This window comes from Bacteroidota bacterium (genome assembly GCA_016194975.1).
GTDB lineage: Bacteria > Bacteroidota > Bacteroidia > Palsa-965 > Palsa-965.
In genome coordinates this window covers 39,440-63,526 of sequence record JACQAM010000012.1, presented here as the reverse complement: position 1 = coordinate 63,526, position 24,087 = coordinate 39,440, and the positions used below count along the sequence as shown (strand labels likewise).

Here is a 24,087-nt window from a genome sequence, read left to right as displayed (position 1 = left end):
TCCAAACGTGACATTAATCACTGTTCGCAGCAACCACGATCATGTGGTGTAAATGCAGTGCTGACTTTCTTTGCCCTGTCTTAATAACACATCACATGCGAAAATTTTTATTTCTTTCTCTCCTGCTTCTAGTAGTAAGCGAATTTGATCTCAAAGCACAGAATGCATCCTGCGATCCTTCGGTTCCATTCTTCAACGTTGACCTGACGGGTCAGCCGAACGGATGGTGGACATCTCCAACTCATTCCCGGAACGGACATTGCTGCACCGCAACAGGAGGAGACAATTGCACTTCATTCGATGTAACGCTCGACACCGGTGCCGCGATGGTTGAAATGGGATTCGATATTATTCACGATCCATCACAAGCCATTCCTTCCGGATCCATGTATTACCAGATCAATTGCGGTCCACCGGTTGCAGTTGGTTCGCCTGTTTGTATAACAGGAGTTGGTCCGCATCACATTACTTTTTGTAAACCGGGAAACAATACAAATACATATTACATCAAATCGATTCCAAAACCACTGTTCCCGCATAATGATACAACGCGCATCGGTTGCAATCTGCCAATACATGTACTCGGACTTGTAGAAAGTTCGATCACATGGCAATCCATTTTTCCGGGCGCGCCAGGACAATACAATAGTTATCTCAGTTGCATCAGTCAATGTGATACGGTGTTGTACACTCCTGCAGTTGGTGCACCGGCATTCATTGATTACAGAATATGCGGAACACCGATCGCGACACTTTGCGGATATGTAGCGACGTGCGGAGTTGTGCGCATCTATAATATGAGCACTCTCGCAGGAAGTGTAACTCCGAGTTCGGCTACCTTCTGTACCAATGGACCGGGCGTGCTTCTTACCGGATCAGTTTCCGGCGGACAATCTCCATACTCTTACACATGGAGAAATACTTCACTCATTACAGTTGGAACTTCTACAACATACAACGCGACACTTGGAGGAACATACAGTCTTGAAATAAGAGATATTCTTTATGATTCACTTCACTGTCCTGCTTTACACATCAGTGTTCCTGTTACAGCAGTTCCTCCTCCGACTGTGAATGCAGGTGCGGATCAGACCTTGTGTCCAACAACTCCTTCTGCAGTTCTTAGCGGAACAGTAACGAATGCAACAGGTGGAATCTGGACCGGTGGTGCAGGAACATTTGTTCCAAACAATACTTCACTCACTGTCGGATATACTCCAACTGCAGCGGAGATCGCTTCGGGAGCAGTTACACTCACACTCACTTCAACTGGTGCGGGTGGCGGATGTTCCGCAGCAACAGATCAGGTGACATTACATTTTCCTTCACCACTTGTTGTGACTGTTCCCGACGTGAATGTAGGTTGCAGTAGTAGTACTGGAGCGCTCACTTCAACTGTTACAGGTGGAACAACACCTTATGCTTATTCATGGAGCACAGGTGCGGTGACTGCGAATATTTCCGCAGCTGCTGGAACATATTGTCTTTCTGTAATGGATAATCTCGGATGCATCAGCACCGATTGCGGAACGATCACACAACCTTCTTCGCTTTCCATTATTACTTCGAGTACTCCATGTTCAACAAATGGTGGCAACGATGGAACTGCTACTGCCAATGTTAGTGGTGGAAGTGCTCCATATACTTACCTCTGGTCGAATGGCGGAACTACTTCTACCATTTCCGGTCTTATCTATGGAGTATATGTTGTAACAGCAACAGATGCGAACGGATGCCAGATCGCTTCGAGCATTGTCGTGAATGAACCACGATGCAACGCGTACAACGTTGTTGCGTCAAGTACAAATATTCTCTGCAATGGAAATGCATCAGGCACAGCAACTGCAACTGTTATTGCCGGAACACCATCCTACACATATCTGTGGAGTGATCCTTTATTTCAAACAACACAAGTTGCAACCGGACTCACAGCTGGAGCATATCAGTGTCTCGTTACCGACGCGAACAATTGTTCCAAAGTGGTGAACGTTACCATCACGCAACCAACACAACTCATAAATACTATGACGCACACAAACGTTACAGCGATTGGTGGTAATGATGGAAGCGCTGCAGCGAATATTTCAGGTGGAACTCCGGTTTACACTTACACATGGAGTAATGCTGCAACTACTTCTTCCATCAACACGCTTGTTGCGGGAACATATTCCGTGCTCGTGCATGACGCGAACAATTGCACATTGATCGATAGCGTTCAGATCACTCAACCTCCTTGTAATAATCTTACTGTTGCCGTTGCGGCGACTGCGGTTTCCTGCAATGGTGGAAATAATGGTACAGCAACCGCGATCGTTTTATTCGCTAACAACCCGATCTCTTATTTGTGGAGCAATGGTGCAACAACTTCAACAGTTAATGGACTGAGCGCGGGTAATTACAGTTTATCAATTACTGATGCGCACAACTGCACGAACTTTGTCAACTTCACCATCACTCAGCCATCTGCTCTGAGCAGTGTTCTCTCTCCTACAAACATCAGTTGCAATGGTTCGCTCAATGGAACGATTGAACAAACTGTTTCAGGAGGAACTTTCCCTTATACTTATTCCTGGTCGAATGGACTTGGTGTAGAAGACCAGGCAAATCTTTCAACCGGAACATACAGCGTACTCATTACCGATTCGCATGGTTGCACAACAACAGCAACTACCATCATCACCGAACCTGCTATACTCCTTGCAACTTCTTCCAATACACAAGTAACTTGTCATGGAGGAAATGACGGAGCGATCGACGTAAGCATGAGCGGAGGTGTTACACCTTATGTGTACAACTGGAGTACTGGCGCAACAACGCAGGATATCAGCGGACTCACATTCGGAAATTACACACTCACTATTACGGATGCAAACGGATGCGGACTCATCAATCCATTTGATGTCGCGATCAACGAACCTGCTGATGTGAATATTGATTCTATAATTAAAGTTTGTCCTGCTCCCGGCAGTGGACTTTCTTCGGTGACAGTTTATCCTTCCGGCGGATCTAATCTTACTTACCAGGTTTCATTTGATAATGGTATTACATTTCTCGGAAGCGGAATTTACAATACGATGCTCGCTGTAGGACAATCTTACCAGGTAGTCGTTCATGATAACAACGGATGCACAACTCCGGCAGCAACTACACTTGTCATTCCACCTGCTGTAGATATTCAAACTGTTTCTTTCAATCCATGCATCGCTGACGGTGTAACATCTATTCCGGTAACACTAACTGCAACCGGTGGAAATGGCGGCCCGCTTTATTTTTCATTCGATAATGGAGTGACGTATCTCGGCGCAAATATTTTCACAACAAATCTTGCAACAGGAAACAGTTACAACATTATCGTAAAAGATTCGAGCGGATGCGTTTCTGTAACGGAACCGATCAGCATTCCGAATGAGATCATTCCTTCAGGAGTTACTTCTTCATTCGCAGGCGGATTCCAGGTTTCCTGCAATGGAAGTACAGACGGATCAATTGATCTGAGTGCAATCGGAGGAAGTGGCGCTTACACTTATTCATGGTCTAACGGAGCGACAACAGAAGATCTCAGCAACATCGCTGCAGGAACTTACAGTGTTGTCATCACGGATGCGCTCGCATGCACGGACACGCTCAACTTCACACTCGCACAGCCAACTGTACTCACTTCTTCTACTGTTGCTTTCTCCGGATTCAACGGAAATAATGTAAGCTGCAATGGTTCTTCAAACGGATCAGTGGATTTAACAGTGAATGGTGGTGTAACAACTTACACTTACAACTGGAGTAACGGTTCTACAACAGAAGATATTTCTTCACTTGCCGCAGGAATATATTCTGTCACGATCACCGACGCGAATGGATGTACTACTACATCTTCTGTAACACTTACAGAACCATCTGCAATGATCGCTGATATTCAACCAACGAATGTGTTGTGTTTTGGAAATGCGACTGGCGCAGCAGATCTTACTCCTGGCGGTGGCGTATCACCTTACACTTTCAATTGGTCGAATGGAAATACAACAGAAGATCTCGGTTCACTTTCTTCAGGTTCATATTCTGTAACGTTCACAGATGCGAATGGATGTCAGCTTACGTCGAGCATCACGATCACTCAGCCAACAGATCTGATCACATCCGGAGTTACAACAGATCTCACTTGTTTTCAGAATTCCACAGGCGCTATTGATGTAACAACAAGTGGCGGAACGAGCGGATACACTTACTACTGGAGCAATGCATCAACAACTGAAGATGTAAGCAATCTTTCATCCGGAAATTATTCGGTGACGGTCACTGATGCGAACGGCTGCAGTGATAATCTTTCATTCACATTGACAGAACCAACACTACTCACTACTTCGATTACTGCACTGAGTAATTACAACGGTTACAATATCGGTTGCGCAGGAAATTCAGATGGAACAATTGACATCACGAGCGCAGGCGGAACACCCACGTACACCTACGTGTGGAGCAACAGCGCTGTTACCGAAGATGTGAATAATCTGAGCGCGGGAACATATTCTGTAAATGTCACTGATGCGAATGGATGCACAAGTACATTAGCCGTCACACTCACTCAACCTGTTGCGCTCGGGCTTACTTCCACACAACAAAATGTCTTATGCAACGGATTCAATACCGGATCAATTGATATTACCATGAGTGGCGGAGTAAATCCTTACACTTATTCCTGGTCAAACAGCGCGACAACAGAAGATATTTCCGCGATCACTTCAGGATCTTATTCTGTAAGCGTAACCGATGCGAACGGATGTGTACTCACCAATTCATTTGTCATCTCGCAATTGTCACCTATGATTCTCTCGAACACAAGTCTCAACCCACTCTGCTTCGGCGATAACAACGGATCAATTGATCTGAGTGTTAACGGCGGACTTGCACCTTACACTTACACCTGGTCGAACGGACAAAGCACGCAGGATATTTCAGCGCTCGCTTCCGGATCGTATACAGTGAATGTAATTGACGCGAACAATTGTTCATCTGGCGATACCATTCTACTCACCGACAATTCTCCAATGAGCAGCAGCGTTTCAAGCCCGGTGCAGACTGACGGATTCAACGTCACTTACTCCGGTGGAAGTGACGGATCCATTCAGATCACTGTGAACGGTGGTGTTACTCCATACACTTATGCATGGAGCAACGGCGCTTCTACTGAAGATCAATCAAACATTCCTGCCGGAAATTATTTCGTCATCATCACAGACGCGAACGGATGCAGCACTACAACATCAATTCTGCTCAGCGAACCATTCGTGTTGCAGATGCCAACCGGTTTCTCACCGAACGGAGACGGAAACAATGATTTCTTCGTGGTACACGGACTCGAAGCTTTTCCTCAGAATAAAATTGAAGTCTTCAATCGCTGGGGAAATAAAGTGTGGCAGGCGGATGATTACATGAACACATGGGAAGGCACCACTTCTTCCGGCGACAAACTTCCTGACGGTACTTATTTCGTGATCCTCAACATTTCTGACGGACAGAAAGTGCTCAACGGTTACATCGACATACGCAGATAAAAGTTCAATCTGAAAATAAAATGAAAATGAAAAATCTCATACAGGCATTTGCGGCGATGATACTTCTCGCCCTGCCAATGAAAATTTCCGCACAGCAGGATCCCATGGTGAGTCAGCACATGTTCAGCGGACACTTCCTTAATCCCGCTTATGCCGGGAGTCATGATTACGCCAACATCACTGCGCTCGGAAGAAAGCAGTGGGTGGGATTCGATGGATCGCCCTACACGTCTTACCTGAGTTTCGATATGCCGGTGCACGGAAAAAATATCGGCATTGGCGGAATCATTCTGAATGATCACATCGGTGTTACTGACAGAAGTGAAATTTCTGCGTCACTTTCGTATCACCTGAAACTCGGTGAGAAAGCAACGATCGCGGCGGGCATACGTGCGGGCGAAACTTATTATCGTGCAAAACTTACAGATCTCACGATCTGGGACCAGGCCGATCCTGTATTCACCAGCAACATCAACGGAAAAATTTTGCCGATTGCCGGTGCAGGAATTTATTTTTACACGAAAAGAATGTATGCAGGAATTTCGATTCCCAATGTCATCAGTTACAAACCCGGAACGGCTCTCAATCTTGCTTCTGAAAATATCCCGATGCTGGAACGCCATTATTTTGCAACGGCAGGTTATGCAATTCCCGCAGGAAAAAACCTCGATATTAAACCATCTGTGCTTGTAAAATATACTCCGCTGGCGCCTGTTGAATTTGATTACAGCCTGAATTTTTTCTTCTACAAAACTCTTTGGATCGGCGGAACATATCGAAGCGGAGATGGAGTGATCGCTATGACGGAATACCAGGCGACAAAAAATCTCCGCATCGGTTACGCTTATGACATGTCGCTCACGCATCTCAGGAATTACAATTCCGGTTCGCACGAAATCATGCTTGCATGGGATTTTATCAAAGATCAGGCAGTACGCTATCACTCACCACGTTTCTTCTAAAAATAATTTTATGAAAAAATATTCTATCTCTATTGTAACGCTGCTTTTATTTTTTTCATCGTGCGGAAATAAAATGATGAAAGAAGCAGAAAAAGAATACGGTAATTATGAATATGCATCTGCCGCAAAACTGTATGAAAATATTCTGAAATCGGAAACCAATGATATGGCTATGCTTCATCTTGCAGATTGTTATCGCAAAATGAATAAGGAAACCGAAGCTGATACATGGTATTCGAGAGCCATCCAATCATCCGCCGCTTCTCCTGCCGATAAACTTCATTATGCCGAAGTGCTGCAGGAAGAAGGAAAATACAATGATGCGATCGCGTTGCTGGAAGATTATCTTCAATCATCGCCGTATGATGTAGCCGCAAAAAACAAACTTGCCTCCTGCAAAAATCCCGGGCAATTTTCTACAGCCAATCCATTTTATATTGTGGAGCCTGTAGTTTTTTCTTCCACATCAGATATTGCCTGCTTTAGCCCGTTCATCGCCAACGGGAAAATTTATTTTACTGCAGAAGCTCCGTTGCAACCCGGAATGAAAACCGATAACTGGACTGGAAACGGTTACCTCGATATTTTTGAAGCGAACACCATCGATAAAATTCCTTCTCCACTCTCCGGTACTGTCAACAGCAACCTGCACGAAGGCACCGCCATCATTTCTCCTTCGGGCGACATGATGTATTTTACACGCAGCAGAATGGTGAACAATAAACCCGGCCAGGCGAAGAACAACGATAATCATCTCGAGATCTGCCAGGCGCATGGAACAAATGATAACTGGACCGATGTGAGTTCACTTCCTTTCAACAGTACTGAATATTCCTGTGGCCATCCTTCATTGACTTCCGACGGAAAAAGAATGTTTTTTATTTCTGATATGCCCGGCGGAATGGGTGGTACCGATATTTATTATTCCAACTTCGTGAACGGTCAATGGAGCAAACCGGTGAATGCAGGAAATTCCATTAACACCAATGGCAACGAAATGTTTCCGACCATTCATAATATCACGAATGGGAAAGATGAATTTTATTTTTCTTCTGATGGAATGACCGGTGCCGGCGGACTCGATATTTTCCGCTGCGCAATGGAAAACAGTCTTCCTGTAAAACCGGAACGGCTTTCCGCACCGTTCAATTCTTCCGCTGACGATTTCGGGATTGTGTTTAATGAAAACGGAACGAGCGGATATTTTTCCAGCAATCGCGAAAATGCCGATGGATCGGACAGGATCTATAGTTTTGTGCGACGCACACCGCAGTTTTTTGTGAAAACAAATGTGAGAGACAAATCTTCCGGCGATGCACTTACCGCAACAACCATCGAAGTAAAAAACAGTACGACCGGAAAAACTTTCAATCTTGTTACGGATAATGATGGCACCATTTTCTTTCCTGCCGATTCAACTACCGGTTATAGCTTCTGCATTCACAGAACAGAATATTTCACTTGCTTCGGCGGATTGACAACGGGAGGATTCAAAGGAACATTCAGCGACACATCTTACATCACACTTCTTGCAGAAAAAATCGTGATCAATAAACCGATCCGGCTTGAAAATATTTATTACGACTACAATAAGTGGAACATTCGTCCTGATGCGGCAGTGGAACTCGATAAACTCGTGAAGATTCTGCAGGATAATCCACAAATAAAAATTGAATTGAGTTCGCACACCGACAGCCGGGGAAGCGATAAATATAACATGACCCTTTCACAGAAACGTGCGCAGTCGGCTGTAGATTATATTGTTTCCAGGGGAATAAGCCGCGATCGCATTACAGCGAAAGGTTATGGAGAAACTGTTCCGCTCAATCGTTGTGTGAATGGAGTGAAATGCACGGAGGAAGAATACCAGTGGAATCGTAGAACTGAATTCAAGGTGACGAAAATTTTTCAGTAAGGAAGTGAAGATCTCTCCTTCAGCTTTTTTTCGGAATACCCCTTGCTCTGCGAACAAATTTTACGATGAGACTGAAATACATGTACGTGAGGAACGGAACAACAACCACACTGAGTTTATTGAATTCCCATGCTTTCCTGAAATCGAAATGAAGCATGTGCATGACTGCGCGTGTGCTTCCGCACCCGAAACAAGTACGATTGAAAAAATAAACGGAAGGGCAAAGCACTTCACCATGATCAAAAAAATCAGCGGGGAGAATAAGCAACACGACTGGCGTAATTGCTATTCCCCCCGCTAAAATCCAAAACAATAATCGTTTCACTGAAAACTATCAGGAATTTTTATTGACCACGACGATCGCGTAAATAATTCCTGGCAGGCAGAAAAGGAATCCAAGAAGAACACAGATGATCACTTTCTTCACGTCCCAATCTGTTGCAAGTCCTACAGCAAGCCATGGAATAAAAATAGCAAGAACGATGAGCAGTCCTTTGCTCGGTCCGCCGTGCCCTGCACTTTTGCTTTTTGTCGGTGCTTTTTTCACAACTGCAGAAGGAGCAGCATTTACTGCCTTATGCGAAGCAATAGCAGGAATAATATTTGCAACTGCGTTTTTCTTAACAACAGGAGCAACACGCGCTGCATTAGCTACAGTCGCAACAGCAGATTGATTTTCATTTGCTGCAACGGTGTTCGCTGTTTGAGATGGAAGCACTCCCACCTGTTTTGCAACATCGTTATTGTTGTTGTTTGTTGTTGTAATTTCTTTGTTGTGGTTCCATTCAACATGATAACCTTTCATGTACTGGCGTTTCTCCATAGAACAGGAGTTGAACATGAACGCGGCCATAACGAGCGCCGCGCAGGAGAGGATAATTTTTTTCATAAAGTCTATTATTTGGTTTGAGTGCTAATGTAATTGAATTAATCTGATGTGGAAATGGTGTACATTAAACGGGGGCCGGAATTATGAACAATTTATTTTACGGTGTTAACTCATAGGTAAACGCAACAGAAATTGTTAAATCAGGGCAGCTATCTTTGATCTATGAAAATTTCCGAAGCACAAAAAACTGTTGACCGCTGGATAAAAAAATACGGCGTTCGTTATTTCAATGAACTCACAAATACTGCTATTCTCATGGAAGAAGTGGGTGAAGTGGCACGCATTATGGCAAGAAAATACGGCGAGCAGTCATTTAAAAAATCGGACAGGAAAATAAAACTCGAGGATGAAATGGCCGATGTGCTGTTCGTTTTAATTTGTCTTGCGAATCAAACCGGTGTGGATCTTGAAAAAGCGCTGAAGAAAAATCTTGAAAAAAAAACGAAACGTGATGGGAAGAGGCATAAGGGGAATGAGAAATTAAAATAATGTGCTAACGGATCAATGTTGCCAATGGGAGAATGGGTGCTGTTTGAGTTGTGGAAATCCGCGGGATGGCTTTTGCGCGCAAAGAAAATTTGATGCACCGTACCATTTTATTTAGCCCCGATACCGCCACTTCCCGAACACGTTCGGGATTGGTGGTAGCGGGAATGCAGGAATTTTAATGAGAAGAAGCCGCCGCTCCAAAAAAATATTTTGATTTAAATTTGGTTTATAACATAAACTACTCTATGTTTGTACCCGAATCACAGGTTTTACCAATGAAAACACATTTGAAATTCACACTTCTGCTGGCGCTGATCTTTTTCAGCAACGGAATTTTTGCTTCCACCACGGTGAGTGGAACAGTGCGCGATACCAAAGGACAACCCGTTCCTTATGCAAATCTCATTCTGAAAGACACGTACGACGGAGCTTCGGCAGACGATAAAGGAAATTATTCTTTCACGACCGATGAAACCGGAACGTTCACACTCATCTGCCACCAGGTGGGATTTGAAGAAGTGCAAAAACCAATTACGCTGAACGGAACAGACGTGAAAATGGATTTTGTTTTAAAAGCCATTGCGAATGAACTGGAAGTGGTGACGATCTCGGCTGGCACCATAGAAGCGAGCGATGAAAAAAGAACAACAGTTTTAAAACCACTCGACATAGTGACAACAGCCGGAGGGCAGGGAGATATTTACGGAGCGGTGCAAACGCTTCCCGGCGCAACAAAAGTGGGAGAGCAGGAAGGATTATTTGTGCGCGGCGGAACGGGAAACGAAACGAAGACGATCATTGACGGGCTGAATGTGAATAATCCTTTTTTCTCTTCTGTTCCTGATATTGCATCGCGCGGAAGATTTTCCCCTTTTCTTTTTAAAGGAACTGTTTTTTCTACCGGCGGTTATTCCGCGCAATACGGGCAGGCGCTCTCGTCGGCGCTCGTGCTCGAGACGCAGGATCTCCCGACCGAATCGGCTTCCACGCTTGCATTTTCTTCTGTGGGAATCGGCGCGGGCCACAATCACCTGTGGGCCGATAAAAATATGTCGGCCGGATTCGATTTTAATTATACAAATCTTGCGCCTTATTATACATTGGTAAAACAGAAAGATAATTATATACGAATGCCGCAGTTTGACGGAGCATCGGTGAACTTCAGGAAAAAATTCGGCGAGACTTCCATTCTTAAATTCTACGGATATTTCAATTATGGAGATCTTGCACTGAAGCGTCCGGATATTGACAGTGTGAATGGATACCGCTCCCTTTTCGATCTTCGGAATTCGGATGCCTACACGAATCTGAGTTTCCGGAAATATTTCGGTGATAAATGGAGAATGGATGCAGCGGTTTCTACGGCCTTCGATCACAATGAAATTCTTGCGAATACCGATACGATCCGTTCGTACAATGCACTTTCGCAGGGAAAATTAATGGGCACAAGATATTTTCTGAAGCGCGATCAATTCCGTTTCGGTGCAGAATACCAGTATTTCATTGACAAAAGCCGCTTCGATCAGTACAATACAAACATGTATGATAATTATATTTCCGGTTTCGGCGAAGCCGATATTTATCTCGGGCCGAAATTCGTTGCACGTGTGGGCGGGCGCGCGGAAAACAGTTCGCTTCTTGCAAAAACAAATGTTGCACCTCGCGTATCGCTCGCTATGCGCGCGGGAAAAAATAATCAGCTGAGCATGGCTTACGGAGATTTCTACCAGAAGCCGACCAATGATATTCTTTACCGTACCACTGCTCTCGGGTTTGAAAAAGCAACGCATTACATTCTGAGTTTTCAGCATGTGGATGACAGCATCACGCTGCGTGTGGAAGCTTATTACAAAAAGTACGATGACCTCGTTACATTTTTTCCTTCTTACACCAATGGAGGCCACGGATACGCGCAGGGCTTCGACGTTTTCTGGCGCGACAAAAAAACTTTCAAAAATGTAGATTACTGGATCTCGTACACCTACGTCGATTCAAAACGGCTTTATCGTGATTTTCCCGTTGAGGCGACTCCGGCATTCGTTTCCACGCACAATGCGAATATTGTCATTAAAAAATTCTTTCCCAAGATCATGACATCGGTAGGATTCACCTATACTTATTCGAGCGGAAGGCCCTATTACAATCCCAATAATCCGGTATATCTCGGCGACAAAACCTATGATTATCATGTCATCAATCTCAATGCAAGTTACCTGACAAAAATAGCAGGAGCATTTACGGTAATTGTAGTTTCAGTGACCAACGTTCCCGGCTTCAATAATGTTTACGGTTACCGTTATTCTTATGATGGAGCACGCCGCGAATCGATAGCTCCTCAATCGAAACGTACTTTTTTCATTGGCATGTTCATGAGTTTCGGAACAGACCGGAGAAAAGATGTGATTAATAATACGAACTGAGAGATGAGAACTGAGAGGTGAGAATTGAGAATTGAGAATATAATTAGAATAGATTGATCGATTAATTAACCAGTCACCAGTAACTTAAAACCCGAAACTTAAAAATAAAAACATGAAACATCTTCTTCCCTTATTACTCCTGTTCCCGCTGAATGCTAATTCGCAGACAGACACCGCAAAAAATTCCATGAGTCCGAAATTCGTTTCAGCAATGGAAAAACAGATCGCTGTGCTCGATACGGCCACACTTCCATCCACATACCAGCAATGTTACAACGGATTCGAGCGGTTGGGAAATGCCGAGAAGAAAGAATGGTTGCCTTCTTATTACATGTCGCTCTGCCTGATCATGGAATCATTCACCTGCGATACAAAAAAAGTAGATGACTATTGCGACCAGGCCTGGTCGATGCTTGATCACGCCGATTCACTTAACCCGGACAAACGATGGGATACAGTGAATACAGAGAAGTCAGAAATTTTCATTCTGCGTTCCTTGTGTTTTTCATCGCGCATACGCGTGAATCCAATGTCGCGCGGATCGAAAGACGGACCCCAGTCGGCATCGTTACTTGACTCTGCTCAGAAATTCAATGCGGAAAATCCCAGAATTTATTTGTTGCGCGGACAAGGATTATTTTATACACCGAAAGCTTTCGGTGGAGGAAAAGACAAAGCGAAACCGATACTGGAAGATGCACAAAAAAAATTCGGAACATTCGTACCGGCAAGCAGCATTCATCCTAAATGGGGAAAAAAACAAGCGGACGATATGCTGGCACAATGTAAATGAAATGACAAATTCCAAAACAAAAATTCCAAATAACAACTTCTCATAACTCATAACTCACAAATCATAACTCACAAATCACAACCAACATGAAAACCATTACACAAAAAATCATTCTCGCAGCAGCGATTTTCTTTCCGCTTCTCACGCACGCGCAACCGCCCGTACTTCTGAACGCCGATTATTACATGCCCGGCGCAAGTGCGCAATACAGAAATATTGATCCGCTGAGCGTGGGCCCCATTGCACAGGGCCCGAATTCAACGTGGAACTTCAGCAGTTTGTCATTCACAGATACGTTGACACAAAATACTATTCTTCCATCTCAAACATCCTATGCCGCCACTTATCCCGGAGCGAATGTTTGTGAACGGAACAGTGACGGCACAAAAATATTTCAGAGAATGACCGCTGACTCCAGTATCATGGTGGGACTGGTTGATTCTGTAAACGGAATGGTGATGACTTATTCCGATCCCTACGTTTCCATCACACGCCCTTTTGCATACGGAGATTTTATGACCGACAATATGCGTCATGCCTATACTATTTCTGCACAGAATTATTCCGGTTCAGGTTGGTCCACGACCGATGCAGATTCGTATGGAACTTTAACGCTGCCTTCCGGAACCTACACAAATGTTTGCCGTGTAAAGTTCTCTCAGTATTTTACTGATACTTCGCTTTCATTCGGAATAATCATGACTGTAAAGGTCGTTTCCATTGCATGGTTCCAGGCGAATAGTCATGCCGCTATTTTTCGTTACGACAGTACCATCGTTAATTCTTCCGTTTATAATGACACCACGGTAACTGCAAGAACGCTCCTCTTCGAAAATGCGACCGGTATTGCCAGCCACGATGAAATGCTCCACGCTTATCTATATGAGCAAAATGGTGTTTTGTCGGTGAATGGAAATTTTGAAAACGGAAAAAACTATACGGCAGAGCTTTTTGACATAAATGGAAAATTGCTTGCGCAGAATTCTTTCACAGGTAAAACCGAAGGATCGCAGACCGGTTTTTCGCTTCGGAATATTTCTCCCGGTGAAATGCTCATCGTTCGCATTATTTCATCCGCGCCAGGCCACGATATAATTATCATCAAAACAATTTCAAACTGATCCTGATCAATTTCAATTAAAATTATAATTAAATGGAAACAGATCCACCTATGAATGAACAGGAGAGTCTCCTCATCATTCAGAAAATGATCAGCCGCACACAGGGAAAAGTAGGCGACAACGGATTTTTCTTTTTACTCTGGGGGTGGCTTGTGTTTGCGGCGAGTGTAGGACAATATGTGCTTATTAAACTTGGTTATCCCAACCAGAGTTCACTTACGTGGGCCATTCTAATGCCGGCTGGCGGAATTATTTCCACGATCGCCGGAAAGAGAAGAAGTAAGAGAGAGCAAGTGAAAACATACACCGGCGAATTGCTGAAATATGTGGGCATTGCATTCATGGTAGCATTATTCATTGTTCTTGTTTTCTCTTCTTACTTCGGCGGCTGGGAACTTGCTTACCCGATGATCATGATGGTGTACGGAATGTGGCTGTTCATTTCGGGAGGTGCATTGAAATTCCGCCCCCTCATCATTGGCGGCATCATAGACTGGTGCTGTTCCATTGCAGGATTTTACATTCACACATACGAGTTGATCCTGTTGCTTTCCTTCGCTGTTCTTGCCGGCTACATTGTTCCCGGCCATTTGCTGAACGCGAAATACAAACGGGAAAATAATGAAGCCGTTTAAAGATCTCGATCCTGTTCTTCATTCGCAACTGCGTCTTGCCGTTGTTTCCATTCTCATTTCCGTGAAAGAAGCGGAATTCAATTACCTGAAAGAAAAAACAGAATCAACCGCTGGCAATCTCAGTATACAAATACAGAAACTGAAAGAAACGGGTTACATTGATGTAGAAAAAAAATTTCGCGATAATTATCCGCTCACTATTTGCAGGATCACATCGAAAGGAACAAAAGCTTTTAAAGAATATGTATCCGCAATTCAGGATTATCTTAAATAGGGAATGACCACAGAAAACATCAAAATCTAAAAACAAACCACTATGGAAAACCTCACCGAAAAAGATCAACTCCTCTGGAAGATCGCAAAGAAGCGCGTTAGTTTTCGCCGCCATCTTTTTGTTTATCTCATCATTAACGCGTTCGTTTGGGCCGTCTGGATCCTGCAATGGATACACCACGGACCAGAAATGGATGGAATGGCTTCTGTCGATGTCAATGGTCACATGCACCGATGGATGTTTCCCTGGCCGATCTTCATGACACTGGGATGGGGAATTGGTGTTGCATTCGATTATTACAATTCTTATGTGAGTAATAAATGGGATGCTATTGAAAAAGAATTTGAAAAACTGAAGAATAAGAACTGAGAATGGGAGGATGGAACTATGAATGATAATTCTCAACTTCTTCTATTCTCAGTTTCTTCCATTCTCAATTCGTACTTTCGTATCATTGGAGATTATAGATTACATAATTGTCGGCAGCGGATGCACGGGCGCAATGGCCGCACAGACGCTCGCTGACGCGGGAGAAGAAATTCTAATCATCGATGGCGGAGTGCGTGATGATCATTACGGGGAATTACAACCGGCAAAAACTTTTTCTGAATTACGTGCTAACGACAAAGAACAGCATCGCTATTTTCTCGGTGATGATTTTGAATCCATTCCGGAAGATGAATTAGGCACAGGCGCGCAACTCACGCCGGCGCGCATGCACCTGGTTGCGCAGGTTGAAAAATATCTTCCGCTTTCCAGTGAAAGTTTTTTCCCGATGGAAAGCCTTTCTCCCGGCGGACTCGGAGGCGGATGGGGATTAGGTTGTTGCGTTTTTTCTGATAATGAATTGAAACTCGCCGGACTTCCCATTGATAAAATGAAAGCGGGTTATCAAATAATCGCTGATAGAATAGGAATTTGCAGCACAGACGACGACGCCAGGAAATTCACCGGCGCTTATCTCCGCGATCTTCAACCTTCTCCTCCACCCGATGCAACAGCGGAAGTTCTTCAGAAAAAATATGGAGCAAAAAGAAAAATCCTCAATGAAAAAGGATTTTTTCTCGGGAGGCCGGCGTTAGCTTTATTGACTGAAGAAAAAAACGGAAGGCGCCCAATTGCTTTGCGCGATATGGATTTTTACGATGATCTTGAAAAAGCTGCTTATCGTCCTGCATTCACGATCGATGAACTGAAGAAAAAAAATAACGTGCACTATGAGAGCGGCTGGTTGGTCACCCATTTTTCAGAAGAAGAAAATCTCATTCGCGTACATGCGCTGCGCATAGGCGCGAACGAAAATAAAATATTTTCCTGCCGCAAACTCCTTCTGGCTCCGGGTGTACTCGGAACTGCGCGGATCGTTATGCGTTCTCTCGCAGGAGGAAAACAAAAAAAACTTCCGCTGCTCTGCAATCCTTACACGTATATGCCCTGCATTGTTCCTTCGCGACTGGGAAAAGGAATGAATGAAAAAGAACTTGGTTTTGCCCAACTCTCACTTTTTCATGATCGCGACGGAAAAGAAAATGATATTGCAATGGCTTCGCTCTACACGTATCGGTCGCTGATGCTTTTCCGTTTGATCCGTGAAACGCCGCTAAATTTCCGCGACGGAAGAATTTTTATGCAACATATTGCTCCTGCTCTTGTCATTGCCGGAATTCATCACCCGGAAATTTTTCATGAAGGACAACATCTTTTTCTGAGCAACGATCCGAATTCACCAACGGGAGATCGCCTTCATGCCGACTATAACCGCGGTGAAGCAGATCAGGAAGTTTCACTTCGTGAAAAAGAATACGCCGTGGCTTTACGAAAACTCGGTGCATGGAAATTAAAAACAGTAAAACCTCCCGCAGGTGCAAGTATTCATTATGCAGGAATATTGCCGTTTTCTGAAACAGAAAAAGAATTCTCACTTCATCCGTCCGGAAAATTGTACGGAACTAAAAATGTTTTTGTAGCCGATGGATCGGGATTTACTTTTCTCCCTGCTAAAGGATTAACGCTTTCGTTAATGGCTAATGCGCATATTGCTGCAAACAATTCCAGGAACTGAAAAAATGCCCGCTACAAAAAAACTTCTCCTCACCGGCGCAACAGGATTCATCGGATCTCATGTGCAGAATATTTTTTTTCGTGAAGGGTGGGAAGTTACGGCGCTTGCCAGGAAAATTCCGGAGAGAAAGATCAATGGCGTAAAGTATATTCCTTTCGATTTTGAAAATCCTTCACTTCCCGGACTCGGAGAACAATTCGATGCATTCATTCACGCAGGATACGTAAAGCAGCAAAAAGGAAAAAATATATCCGAAATAAATCTTAAAGCGACAAAATTTATTCTCGATCATCTCAAAGGACAACTGAATTGTCACCAGATTTTTATTTCTTCGCTTTCCTCGAAGGAGAATGCGTTATCGGAATATGGGAAACAGAAATTTGAAATTGAAAAACTTTTTTCAGGGAAAGATTCGTGCGTAGTGCGCGCAGGACTTGTTCTCGGCAATGGCGGACTTTTCTCGTCGATGAAAAAATACCTGGAAAAGAAAAATATCATTCCGTTATTCGGCGATGGGAAACAACCGGTGCAAACTGTTCACATCGATGATCTCGTGCATGCGATCCGGAAAATTAGCAATGAAAAACAAACCGGAAAATTCGTGATCGCCGAAGATGAACCCATTGCCTATCGTGAATTCTATTCACTGCTCTGCGAAAAACTCGGCAAAAAACCAAGATTCGTCCGAGCCGGTTTCGGGATCGCTTCTTTTCTGATCAGTACAGCTTCCTCCATGGGAATTGAATTGCCGGTCACAAAAGATAATTTACTCGGTTTAAAGCAAATGGAAAAAGTTTCGTCGAAAAAAGACCTGGAAAAACTAGGGATCGAATTACGAAGCTGGAAAGAAAGTCTTCTAAATTGCCGCTGACAACTGCCGCTGATTACTGCCTACTGCCGCTGACAACTGAATTTCCTCCCATTCTCCACTTTCCAATTCCCCAAGAAAAATATTATCGATACGGATTCTCTTCAGCACACGAACACCGAATCCCAGCTTGTAACACATTCTTCTTATCTGCCTGTTCATTCCCTGTGTGATGATCATGTGAAAAGAAAACGGATCCTCTTTCAAGGGAATAATTTTTGCCGGTTTTGTTTTCCTCCCGAGTATTTCTATTCCGCCTGACATTTTTTTTACAAAATCATCATCGATCTCTTTATGCACAGTCACAAAATATTCTTTCTCTTTTTCTTTTTCGCTCCATGCGATTTTGCTGTATAGATCGCCGTCGTCGGTCATCAGCAGAAGCCCTTCCGATTCTTTATCCAGTCTCCCAACCGGGAATAATTTCACCGGGAAATTAAAAACTGTCCTCAGGTTATTTTCTATTTCTTCATTGAGTGTACACTCAATTCCGCGCGGTTTGTAAAAACGCACATAGTGAAATTCTTTAAGCGGCTGAATTATTTTTCCATCCACAACAACTTCGCACCATGATTCAATTTTATACGCCGGCGATTCCGCTTCCCCATTCACACGCACACGCCCTTCCCCGATCATAAGATCTGCTTTCCGGTTGGAGAGATTGAAATGACGCGCAATGAAAGTTCTAAGACGAATTGTTTTTGACACAGGTTAATTTAATTGCAAAGTTATGGGTTCCGGAAATAAGTTATGGGTTATTCTGAAATTCAATTTCACCCATAACTCATAACTCATAACTAGAACGAAAGATTATTCGGCCTGCTGTACACCATCTGCATCACGTTGATATTTCTCATTGCAAACGCCGCTTCACAATAGGAGAGATAATAATTCCATTTGCGGCGGAAACGTTCATCGAAGCCGAGCGCATTTATTTTTTCTTTTTCACGGTTGAAATTTTCTCTCCACACAGCGAGCGTGCGCGCATAATCCTGGCCGAGATCTTTCATATCTACAAGCGTGAGATCGCCCGTGTTATTGATCGCGCGATTGAGCGCACCCACAGAAGGAAGCAGTGATCCCGGAAAAATATGTTTCTGTATCCAGTCAACACCCTTGCGCAATTCTTCAAAGCGCGAATCGGGACAAGTAATCACCTGCAACGCAACGACGCCGTTTCTCTTCAGCAGACGATGCACCTGCCGGAAATAAATATCGTAGAATTGTGCGCCTACTGCTTCCAGCATTTCTACACTTACAATGCGATCGAATTGGCCTTCCATATTGCGGTAGTCCTGCAACACAACCTTAACGCGCTCACTCAAGCCGGCAGCAGCCACTCTTTCCGCCGCGAGTTTCTGTTGTTCCTTTGAAATAGTAATGCTCGTGACCGCGCATCCATAATTCTTCGCCATGTGAATTGCATTTCCACCCCACCCGCTCCCGATCTCGAGCACATGATGTTGTGGTTTTAAATTCATCAGCTTAGCAAGACGATCATATTTCGCCTGCTGCGCTTCTTCCAGCGAATAATTTTCGCGTTCAAAAAAAGCGGAAGAATAAGTCATAGTCGGATCGAGCCATGCTGCAAAAAAATCATTGCTGAGATCATAATGTTCTTCAATATTTTTTTTCGCGGTCGCAGTTGTATTGGCACGTTTCACATGATAAAGTTTGTTGAAAATACGCAGCAATCCGAGTGCAAAAGTTTTTACTTCGCTACCGGAAACATTTGGCGCCTGGTCGATATTCAGCAAAAACCATTTGATGACATTGGTGACTGAAGATGTTTCCCACAAACCATTCACATAACTTTCACCGAAACCAACATCACCGAACAAAACACATTGGCGGAAAAAATCGGGATCGGTAATTTCAACTTCAGCAGAAATATTTCCCGAACCATTGCCGAGATCCAGCCTTTCTCCCGATGGCAAACGAAGCGACAGATTACCGTACTCCATTTTTCCGAGCATATCGAGTACGGTACGCTCATAAAATCCTGGTGAATATGTTGCCGCTACAGTGCTCATGTTTTCATTTACGTAAAATTCTTTACAATGGTTTTTCCCAGATAATTTTTCCATTCGAAGAATTGATACAGATCATCTGCAATTGGGAAATGATCACAATTTTTCCATCGCCGGTATCGAACCACTGGTAATGGAACTGCGGATCGCCATCATTGAATACATTGGCAAAAGCTCCTTTGCTGTTTGCTTTTTCAGGATCGCGGTAAAAATCTTTCAGTTTCACTTTCCATATTTCCGAGATCGAATTATTTTCCAGTTTTTCTTTCGCTATAAAAATTCTTGCCGTATCGGAAACATCACTGGCATAGATCACGAAGAAATTTTTATTTCCATCACTCAGGGCAGGATAGTCCACCATGTACCGTTTGTCCTTCTGTATCTTTCTTATTTCGCGCCCGTAATCATCGGTTGCACGCTGCAGGTCGCGCACTTTATTTCTCGTTTCACTTTCCTGCACACTTTTCGCGTTGAACATCATCACATCATTTTTCAATTCCGGGTACCGGTCATAGATAGAATGAAGCGTATCGTCCACAATTTTCTGAAGCCGTTTAATGCTGTCGATGTAATTTAGTTTCCTCTGCGCATCGTGCACCGGATCATTATCAATAACAAGTGCCGCATCGAGATAAGTGAATTTTGCAGTAGAATCTTCATTCTTCACCATCAGTTTTTTCCGGATATCATTGCTGAGCGAAACAAACATTCCATCGCTGAAATAAGCGCTGCTGTTGAGATAATTTGCATCGGCAGGAAAATTCCTGATCTCATCCTCAGTTTTTTCCATCGTATTTTTTGCAGGGTCGAAATAATAATGAAAACCCTGCATATCGGTGAGCATCACAAATCCGTTTTCCTGATTCATACCATAGAACTGCCCGAGCTTCACCCACTCCGGCCTTGCGAAAATAAAACTGTTGAACGGGGCTTTTGATTCGAGTGTTTTTTCATCAGCGATCACTTCGAGTGTTTTCGGATCGCGGCAATGAAAACCGAGTTCCGAATTCACACTGTAGATCCATATTTTTCCCGGTGATGCCCCGAGAATGATAAAAGCTTTTTCAATTCCTTCTTCCATATCCACACGGCCAACTAATTTTCCTGTTGCAAGATCATACGAAGAAATACGATACTCGGCATAACCGGAAATATTAGTCGAAGCGCCGTCTGACTCTTTGCTCGTTGCCTGAAAAATTTCCTCCTTGGTAATGATGAATTTTCCTTCCTTTCCCGAATAAAAAAATGCCTGCACCACATCATCTGCCCTGTCGTTCATCACATCTTTGTGATAACAGGAAGAAAATAAATACGGAAGAATAAGAATGAAAAAAAGACGGAATCGCATGATGGATTTGCAGTAGCTAAGATATACAACGATGGCTAACTATTTCGGGAAGTCGGCGTAAATACAGGGCATCTCTAATAACTTCGAACTGCTGCGTTGGGGCTACGCCCTCAAAATCCTCATTTACGAATAGTAAATTCCGGTTTTTCGGGCTTGCCCGCCTTGCATTTCTGTGTTTTTAGAGATGCCCTGCAGCTATTTTTTCGAAGCGGCAATTTTTACAGCACTCCCGCTTACTATATTCCGCCTACTGCCCCGCCTGCTCCCGATTGCACTCCGGATTCGCAGGGCAAACTACTGCTTATACTTCCTCATCACATCACGCTGTAATTCCGGGAATTCTTTTTTCCTGAAGAAGCGGATTTTTTTAAACCACAGGAGCATTGCATTCCAGTGAATGAGAAAAATAATTCTGAGCGTAATGAGCGGGAAGCGGAAAAAATATCCGAGTATGCGTCCGGAAGTGAGTTCTTTTTTATTCCCGGTAAGCGTGCTGATGAATAATCGTTTTTCATTTTTATAATCATCGATACGGATATTCATTTTTTCTCCCGGCAATTCGAGGTGAAAATCAAATTCGGCGTCGTGATCGATGAAAGGTGACACGTAAAAGTATTTCGTGGTGCGCAAGTGAAATTCCTTCCCATCGAATTTTTCTTTCCCGATAAAATACATTTTCATTTCACGGAATGTGTTCTGCACTTCAGCAACAGCACAAAGCGGTTTACCCTTCTCATCATAACAGAAATAAAATGAAACCGGATTGAAAACGTAACCGAGCAAGCGTAAATTGGTAATGAGCAAAACTTTCGCCGGCGGCTCTAAAACACCGTTCGACCTGAGATAAATATTTAACTGAGCTCTCACTCCTCCTTCCTCCCTCCGTTCTCCGTTCTCATTCACAGGATGATCTTTGTCGTAAAATGAAAATAAGTTGAAGCGATTCCTGCCCACGAAAGAAATTTTTCTCAAATCCTCATCGAGCGAATCAAGGTCTATGCAGAACATGAATACATTGTAATGAAACCGGTGTTTCTTCGGCTCAAAACGGTGGTGCATGACCTTTGCCCTATAGAGATAGCCTTTCAATTTTGTTTGTAGTGTTGCCTGCCGGGTAAAAATATTTGTTCCTGCCAATTTAATCTAATCATCTACAAAACTTTCCGGCCGAGAATATGTTCGCACAAATCAACAGCCGACAGCAATGCATCTTCATGAAATCCATAGCGAAAATAACTTCCACAGAAATACACCGGGCCTTTTTCATTCAGTTGTGGCAATTTTTTCTGAGCGTCAATGGCAGCCGTATCGAAAAGCGGGTGCGTGTAATTTAATTCGCGAATGATCTTCTTCGGGTTCACTTCACCGGAATCGTTGATGGAAACAAAATAATTTTTCTTATCCGAAACACCCTGCAACGAATTCATCCAGTAGATCGTGGAAGGTTCAGAAATACTTTTTGAAGTGATGCGATAATTCCACGACGACCATGCACGTTTTGTCTTTGGCATAACTGTTTCATCCGTGTGAACGGTGGCTTTGTTTTTCTGGTAATGAAAACAGGAAAGTAATTTTTCCTCCGATTCATTTTTATTTTCAAGCATCGCGCAGGTTTCATCACCGTGTGATGCGAAGATCACTTTGTCGAATTTTATTTCTCCGCGCTCAGAAACAACCGTTATTCCCCCGGCTTCTCTGCGGACTTTACGCACCGCGTCGTTCACTTTTATTTTTTCTTTGAACGGAGCAATGATCTTATCGCGGTAATTTTTACTTCCACCGGCCACTGTCCACCACTGGTGCTGCGTATTCAAACCGAGAAAACCATGATTATAAAAAAAACGGATAAGCGTCATCGCAGGAAAATCAAGCATCTTGTCGGGCGGGGTTGACCACACGGCGCCGCTCATAGGAATAAGATATTTGTAAAGGAATTCATCATCGAAATGATATTCATTGCAGAACCGGGATATGGTTGTCCTTAGGTTTTCAGTTTCTTGTTTTTCGTTTTCCGTTGTTGCGGTAATAAGGTCATTTGCAATTTTATTGAATCGGGAGATCTGCTTAAGGAGGCGAATGAATTTCGGCGAGAAAATATTTTTCCGTTGCGCAAATAATCCGTTGAAGCCACTTCCGCAATATTCAAGCCCTGCCGGAACATGCTGAACCGAAAACGACATACTCGTTTTTTTGGTTTCTACTTTAAGCTCATTGAAAAGTTTTGTGAGATAAGGATAGGTGGAGTGATTGAAGACCATAAAACCTGTATCGAAAAAAATTTCTTTCCCGTTTTCATTTACGGAAATCGTATTCGTGTGCCCGCCCACATAATCGTTCTTCTCATAAAGCGTAAGGTCAAAATCTTTTTGGAGAAAATGAGCGCAGCCCATTCCGGCAATTCCTGTTCCTATGATGGCGAGACGTTCCAAAAAATAATATTTTTAACTGCAAATTTATACTTGTACAAGATACGGGGTTGGCGCGATCTTAGTTTTAGATGCTGTTAAAATTTCATCCTTCTGTTTTGTTATGCGCGATGTATGTGCGTGAATGAAAAGCAAGGAGGTGATGAAGGAAAATAAATGTGATGCCGTCGCCCTGTAGCCCCCATGCAGCGGGCCTCGTATGCGTGAACGCTGCAGGGGGAATGGTGGTAATTCGAAGTGATAAAGCCACCGCTCCGAGAAATTAGAATTTAGAATTTAGAATAACTGAAAACCGTAAACTGCAAACGG

General features: G+C 43.6%; 20 protein-coding genes. 12 read left to right on the top strand and 8 right to left on the bottom strand.

The features are described from left to right. Positions 1-95: 95 nt before the first annotated feature. Genes HY064_08960 through HY064_08950 form a run of 3 tightly spaced genes read left to right on the top strand, consistent with a single transcriptional unit; the run spans position 96 to position 8,423 of the window. On the top strand, positions 96-5,546 hold the full coding sequence (locus HY064_08960; GenBank protein ID MBI3510782.1) for a gliding motility-associated C-terminal domain-containing protein: 5,451 nt from the start codon (positions 96-98) through the stop codon (positions 5,544-5,546). Positions 5,547-5,572: 26 nt separating this feature from the next. Next, on the top strand, positions 5,573-6,508 hold the full coding sequence (locus HY064_08955) for a type IX secretion system membrane protein PorP/SprF (protein ID MBI3510781.1): 936 nt from the start codon (positions 5,573-5,575) through the stop codon (positions 6,506-6,508). Positions 6,509-6,518: 10 nt separating this feature from the next. Further along, positions 6,519-8,423, top strand: a complete 1,905-nt coding sequence (locus HY064_08950) for an OmpA family protein (GenBank protein ID MBI3510780.1) — start codon at positions 6,519-6,521, stop codon at positions 8,421-8,423. A 19-nt stretch (positions 8,424-8,442) separates the two neighbouring features. On the opposite strand, the gene HY064_08945 is transcribed toward HY064_08950, so the two are convergent. Both HY064_08945 and HY064_08940 read right to left on the bottom strand, forming a co-directional pair. Beyond that, complete coding sequence (locus tag HY064_08945; protein ID MBI3510779.1) at positions 8,443-8,694, bottom strand: DUF2752 domain-containing protein; 252 nt, start codon at positions 8,692-8,694, stop codon at positions 8,443-8,445. 63 nt (positions 8,695-8,757) lie between these two features. Next, a complete protein-coding gene (locus HY064_08940) occupies positions 8,758-9,312 on the bottom strand; it encodes a YqaE/Pmp3 family membrane protein (protein MBI3510778.1) in 555 nt (184 codons plus the stop codon). A gap of 162 nt (positions 9,313-9,474) precedes the next feature. On the opposite strand from HY064_08940, the gene HY064_08935 reads away from it, so the two are divergent. From HY064_08935 to HY064_08895, 9 genes are all read left to right on the top strand, one after another. After that, complete coding sequence (locus HY064_08935) at positions 9,475-9,801, top strand: nucleotide pyrophosphohydrolase (GenBank protein MBI3510777.1); 327 nt, start codon at positions 9,475-9,477, stop codon at positions 9,799-9,801. Between the two features lie 275 nt (positions 9,802-10,076). After that, positions 10,077-12,221 (top strand): TonB-dependent receptor, encoded by a 2,145-nt coding sequence (locus HY064_08930; protein ID MBI3510776.1) that lies wholly within the window; start codon positions 10,077-10,079, stop codon positions 12,219-12,221. 112 nt (positions 12,222-12,333) lie between these two features. Next, positions 12,334-13,014 carry a hypothetical protein gene (locus tag HY064_08925; protein MBI3510775.1) on the top strand — a complete coding sequence of 227 codons (681 nt, stop codon included), beginning with the start codon at positions 12,334-12,336 and terminating at the stop codon, positions 13,012-13,014. An 86-nt stretch (positions 13,015-13,100) separates the two neighbouring features. Continuing rightward, the gene (locus tag HY064_08920; protein MBI3510774.1) at positions 13,101-14,135 is read left to right on the top strand and encodes a hypothetical protein; all 1,035 of its coding nucleotides are present in this window, start codon (positions 13,101-13,103) and stop codon (positions 14,133-14,135) included. Positions 14,136-14,167: 32 nt separating this feature from the next. Then, entirely contained in the window at positions 14,168-14,770 is a 603-nt protein-coding gene (locus tag HY064_08915) for a hypothetical protein (protein ID MBI3510773.1), read from the top strand. Then, a complete protein-coding gene (locus HY064_08910) occupies positions 14,757-15,044 on the top strand; it encodes a transcriptional regulator (protein ID MBI3510772.1) in 288 nt (95 codons plus the stop codon). The genes HY064_08915 and HY064_08910 overlap by 14 nt, the downstream gene beginning before the upstream one ends. A gap of 42 nt (positions 15,045-15,086) precedes the next feature. Next, positions 15,087-15,413: a 2TM domain-containing protein gene (locus HY064_08905; GenBank protein ID MBI3510771.1), complete on the top strand. Its 327-nt coding sequence runs from the start codon at positions 15,087-15,089 to the stop codon at positions 15,411-15,413. Between the two features lie 85 nt (positions 15,414-15,498). Next, the gene (locus HY064_08900; protein MBI3510770.1) at positions 15,499-17,106 is read left to right on the top strand and encodes a hypothetical protein; all 1,608 of its coding nucleotides are present in this window, start codon (positions 15,499-15,501) and stop codon (positions 17,104-17,106) included. A gap of 4 nt (positions 17,107-17,110) precedes the next feature. Continuing rightward, the gene (locus HY064_08895) at positions 17,111-17,977 is read left to right on the top strand and encodes an NAD(P)-dependent oxidoreductase (protein MBI3510769.1); all 867 of its coding nucleotides are present in this window, start codon (positions 17,111-17,113) and stop codon (positions 17,975-17,977) included. Here HY064_08895 and HY064_08890 read toward each other — a convergent pair. The 6 genes from HY064_08890 to HY064_08865 form a co-directional block, all read right to left on the bottom strand. After that, entirely contained in the window at positions 17,963-18,610 is a 648-nt protein-coding gene (locus HY064_08890; protein MBI3510768.1) for a pseudouridine synthase, read from the bottom strand. The two genes, HY064_08895 and HY064_08890, sit on opposite strands and share 15 nt — an antisense overlap. A 161-nt stretch (positions 18,611-18,771) precedes the next feature. Continuing rightward, the gene (locus HY064_08885) at positions 18,772-20,061 is read right to left on the bottom strand and encodes a class I SAM-dependent methyltransferase (GenBank protein MBI3510767.1); all 1,290 of its coding nucleotides are present in this window, start codon (positions 20,059-20,061) and stop codon (positions 18,772-18,774) included. After that, positions 20,030-21,352, bottom strand: coding sequence for a hypothetical protein (locus tag HY064_08880; protein ID MBI3510766.1), 1,323 nt, complete (start codon positions 21,350-21,352; stop codon positions 20,030-20,032). The genes HY064_08885 and HY064_08880 overlap by 32 nt, the downstream gene beginning before the upstream one ends. A 294-nt stretch (positions 21,353-21,646) precedes the next feature. Then, positions 21,647-22,411: a DUF1365 domain-containing protein gene (locus HY064_08875; protein ID MBI3510765.1), complete on the bottom strand. Its 765-nt coding sequence runs from the start codon at positions 22,409-22,411 to the stop codon at positions 21,647-21,649. A 92-nt stretch (positions 22,412-22,503) separates the two neighbouring features. Beyond that, entirely contained in the window at positions 22,504-23,781 is a 1,278-nt protein-coding gene (locus tag HY064_08870) for an FAD-dependent oxidoreductase (GenBank protein ID MBI3510764.1), read from the bottom strand. Positions 23,782-23,863: 82 nt separating this feature from the next. Further along, entirely contained in the window at positions 23,864-24,028 is a 165-nt protein-coding gene (locus HY064_08865; GenBank protein ID MBI3510763.1) for a hypothetical protein, read from the bottom strand. Positions 24,029-24,087 lie beyond the last annotated feature (59 nt).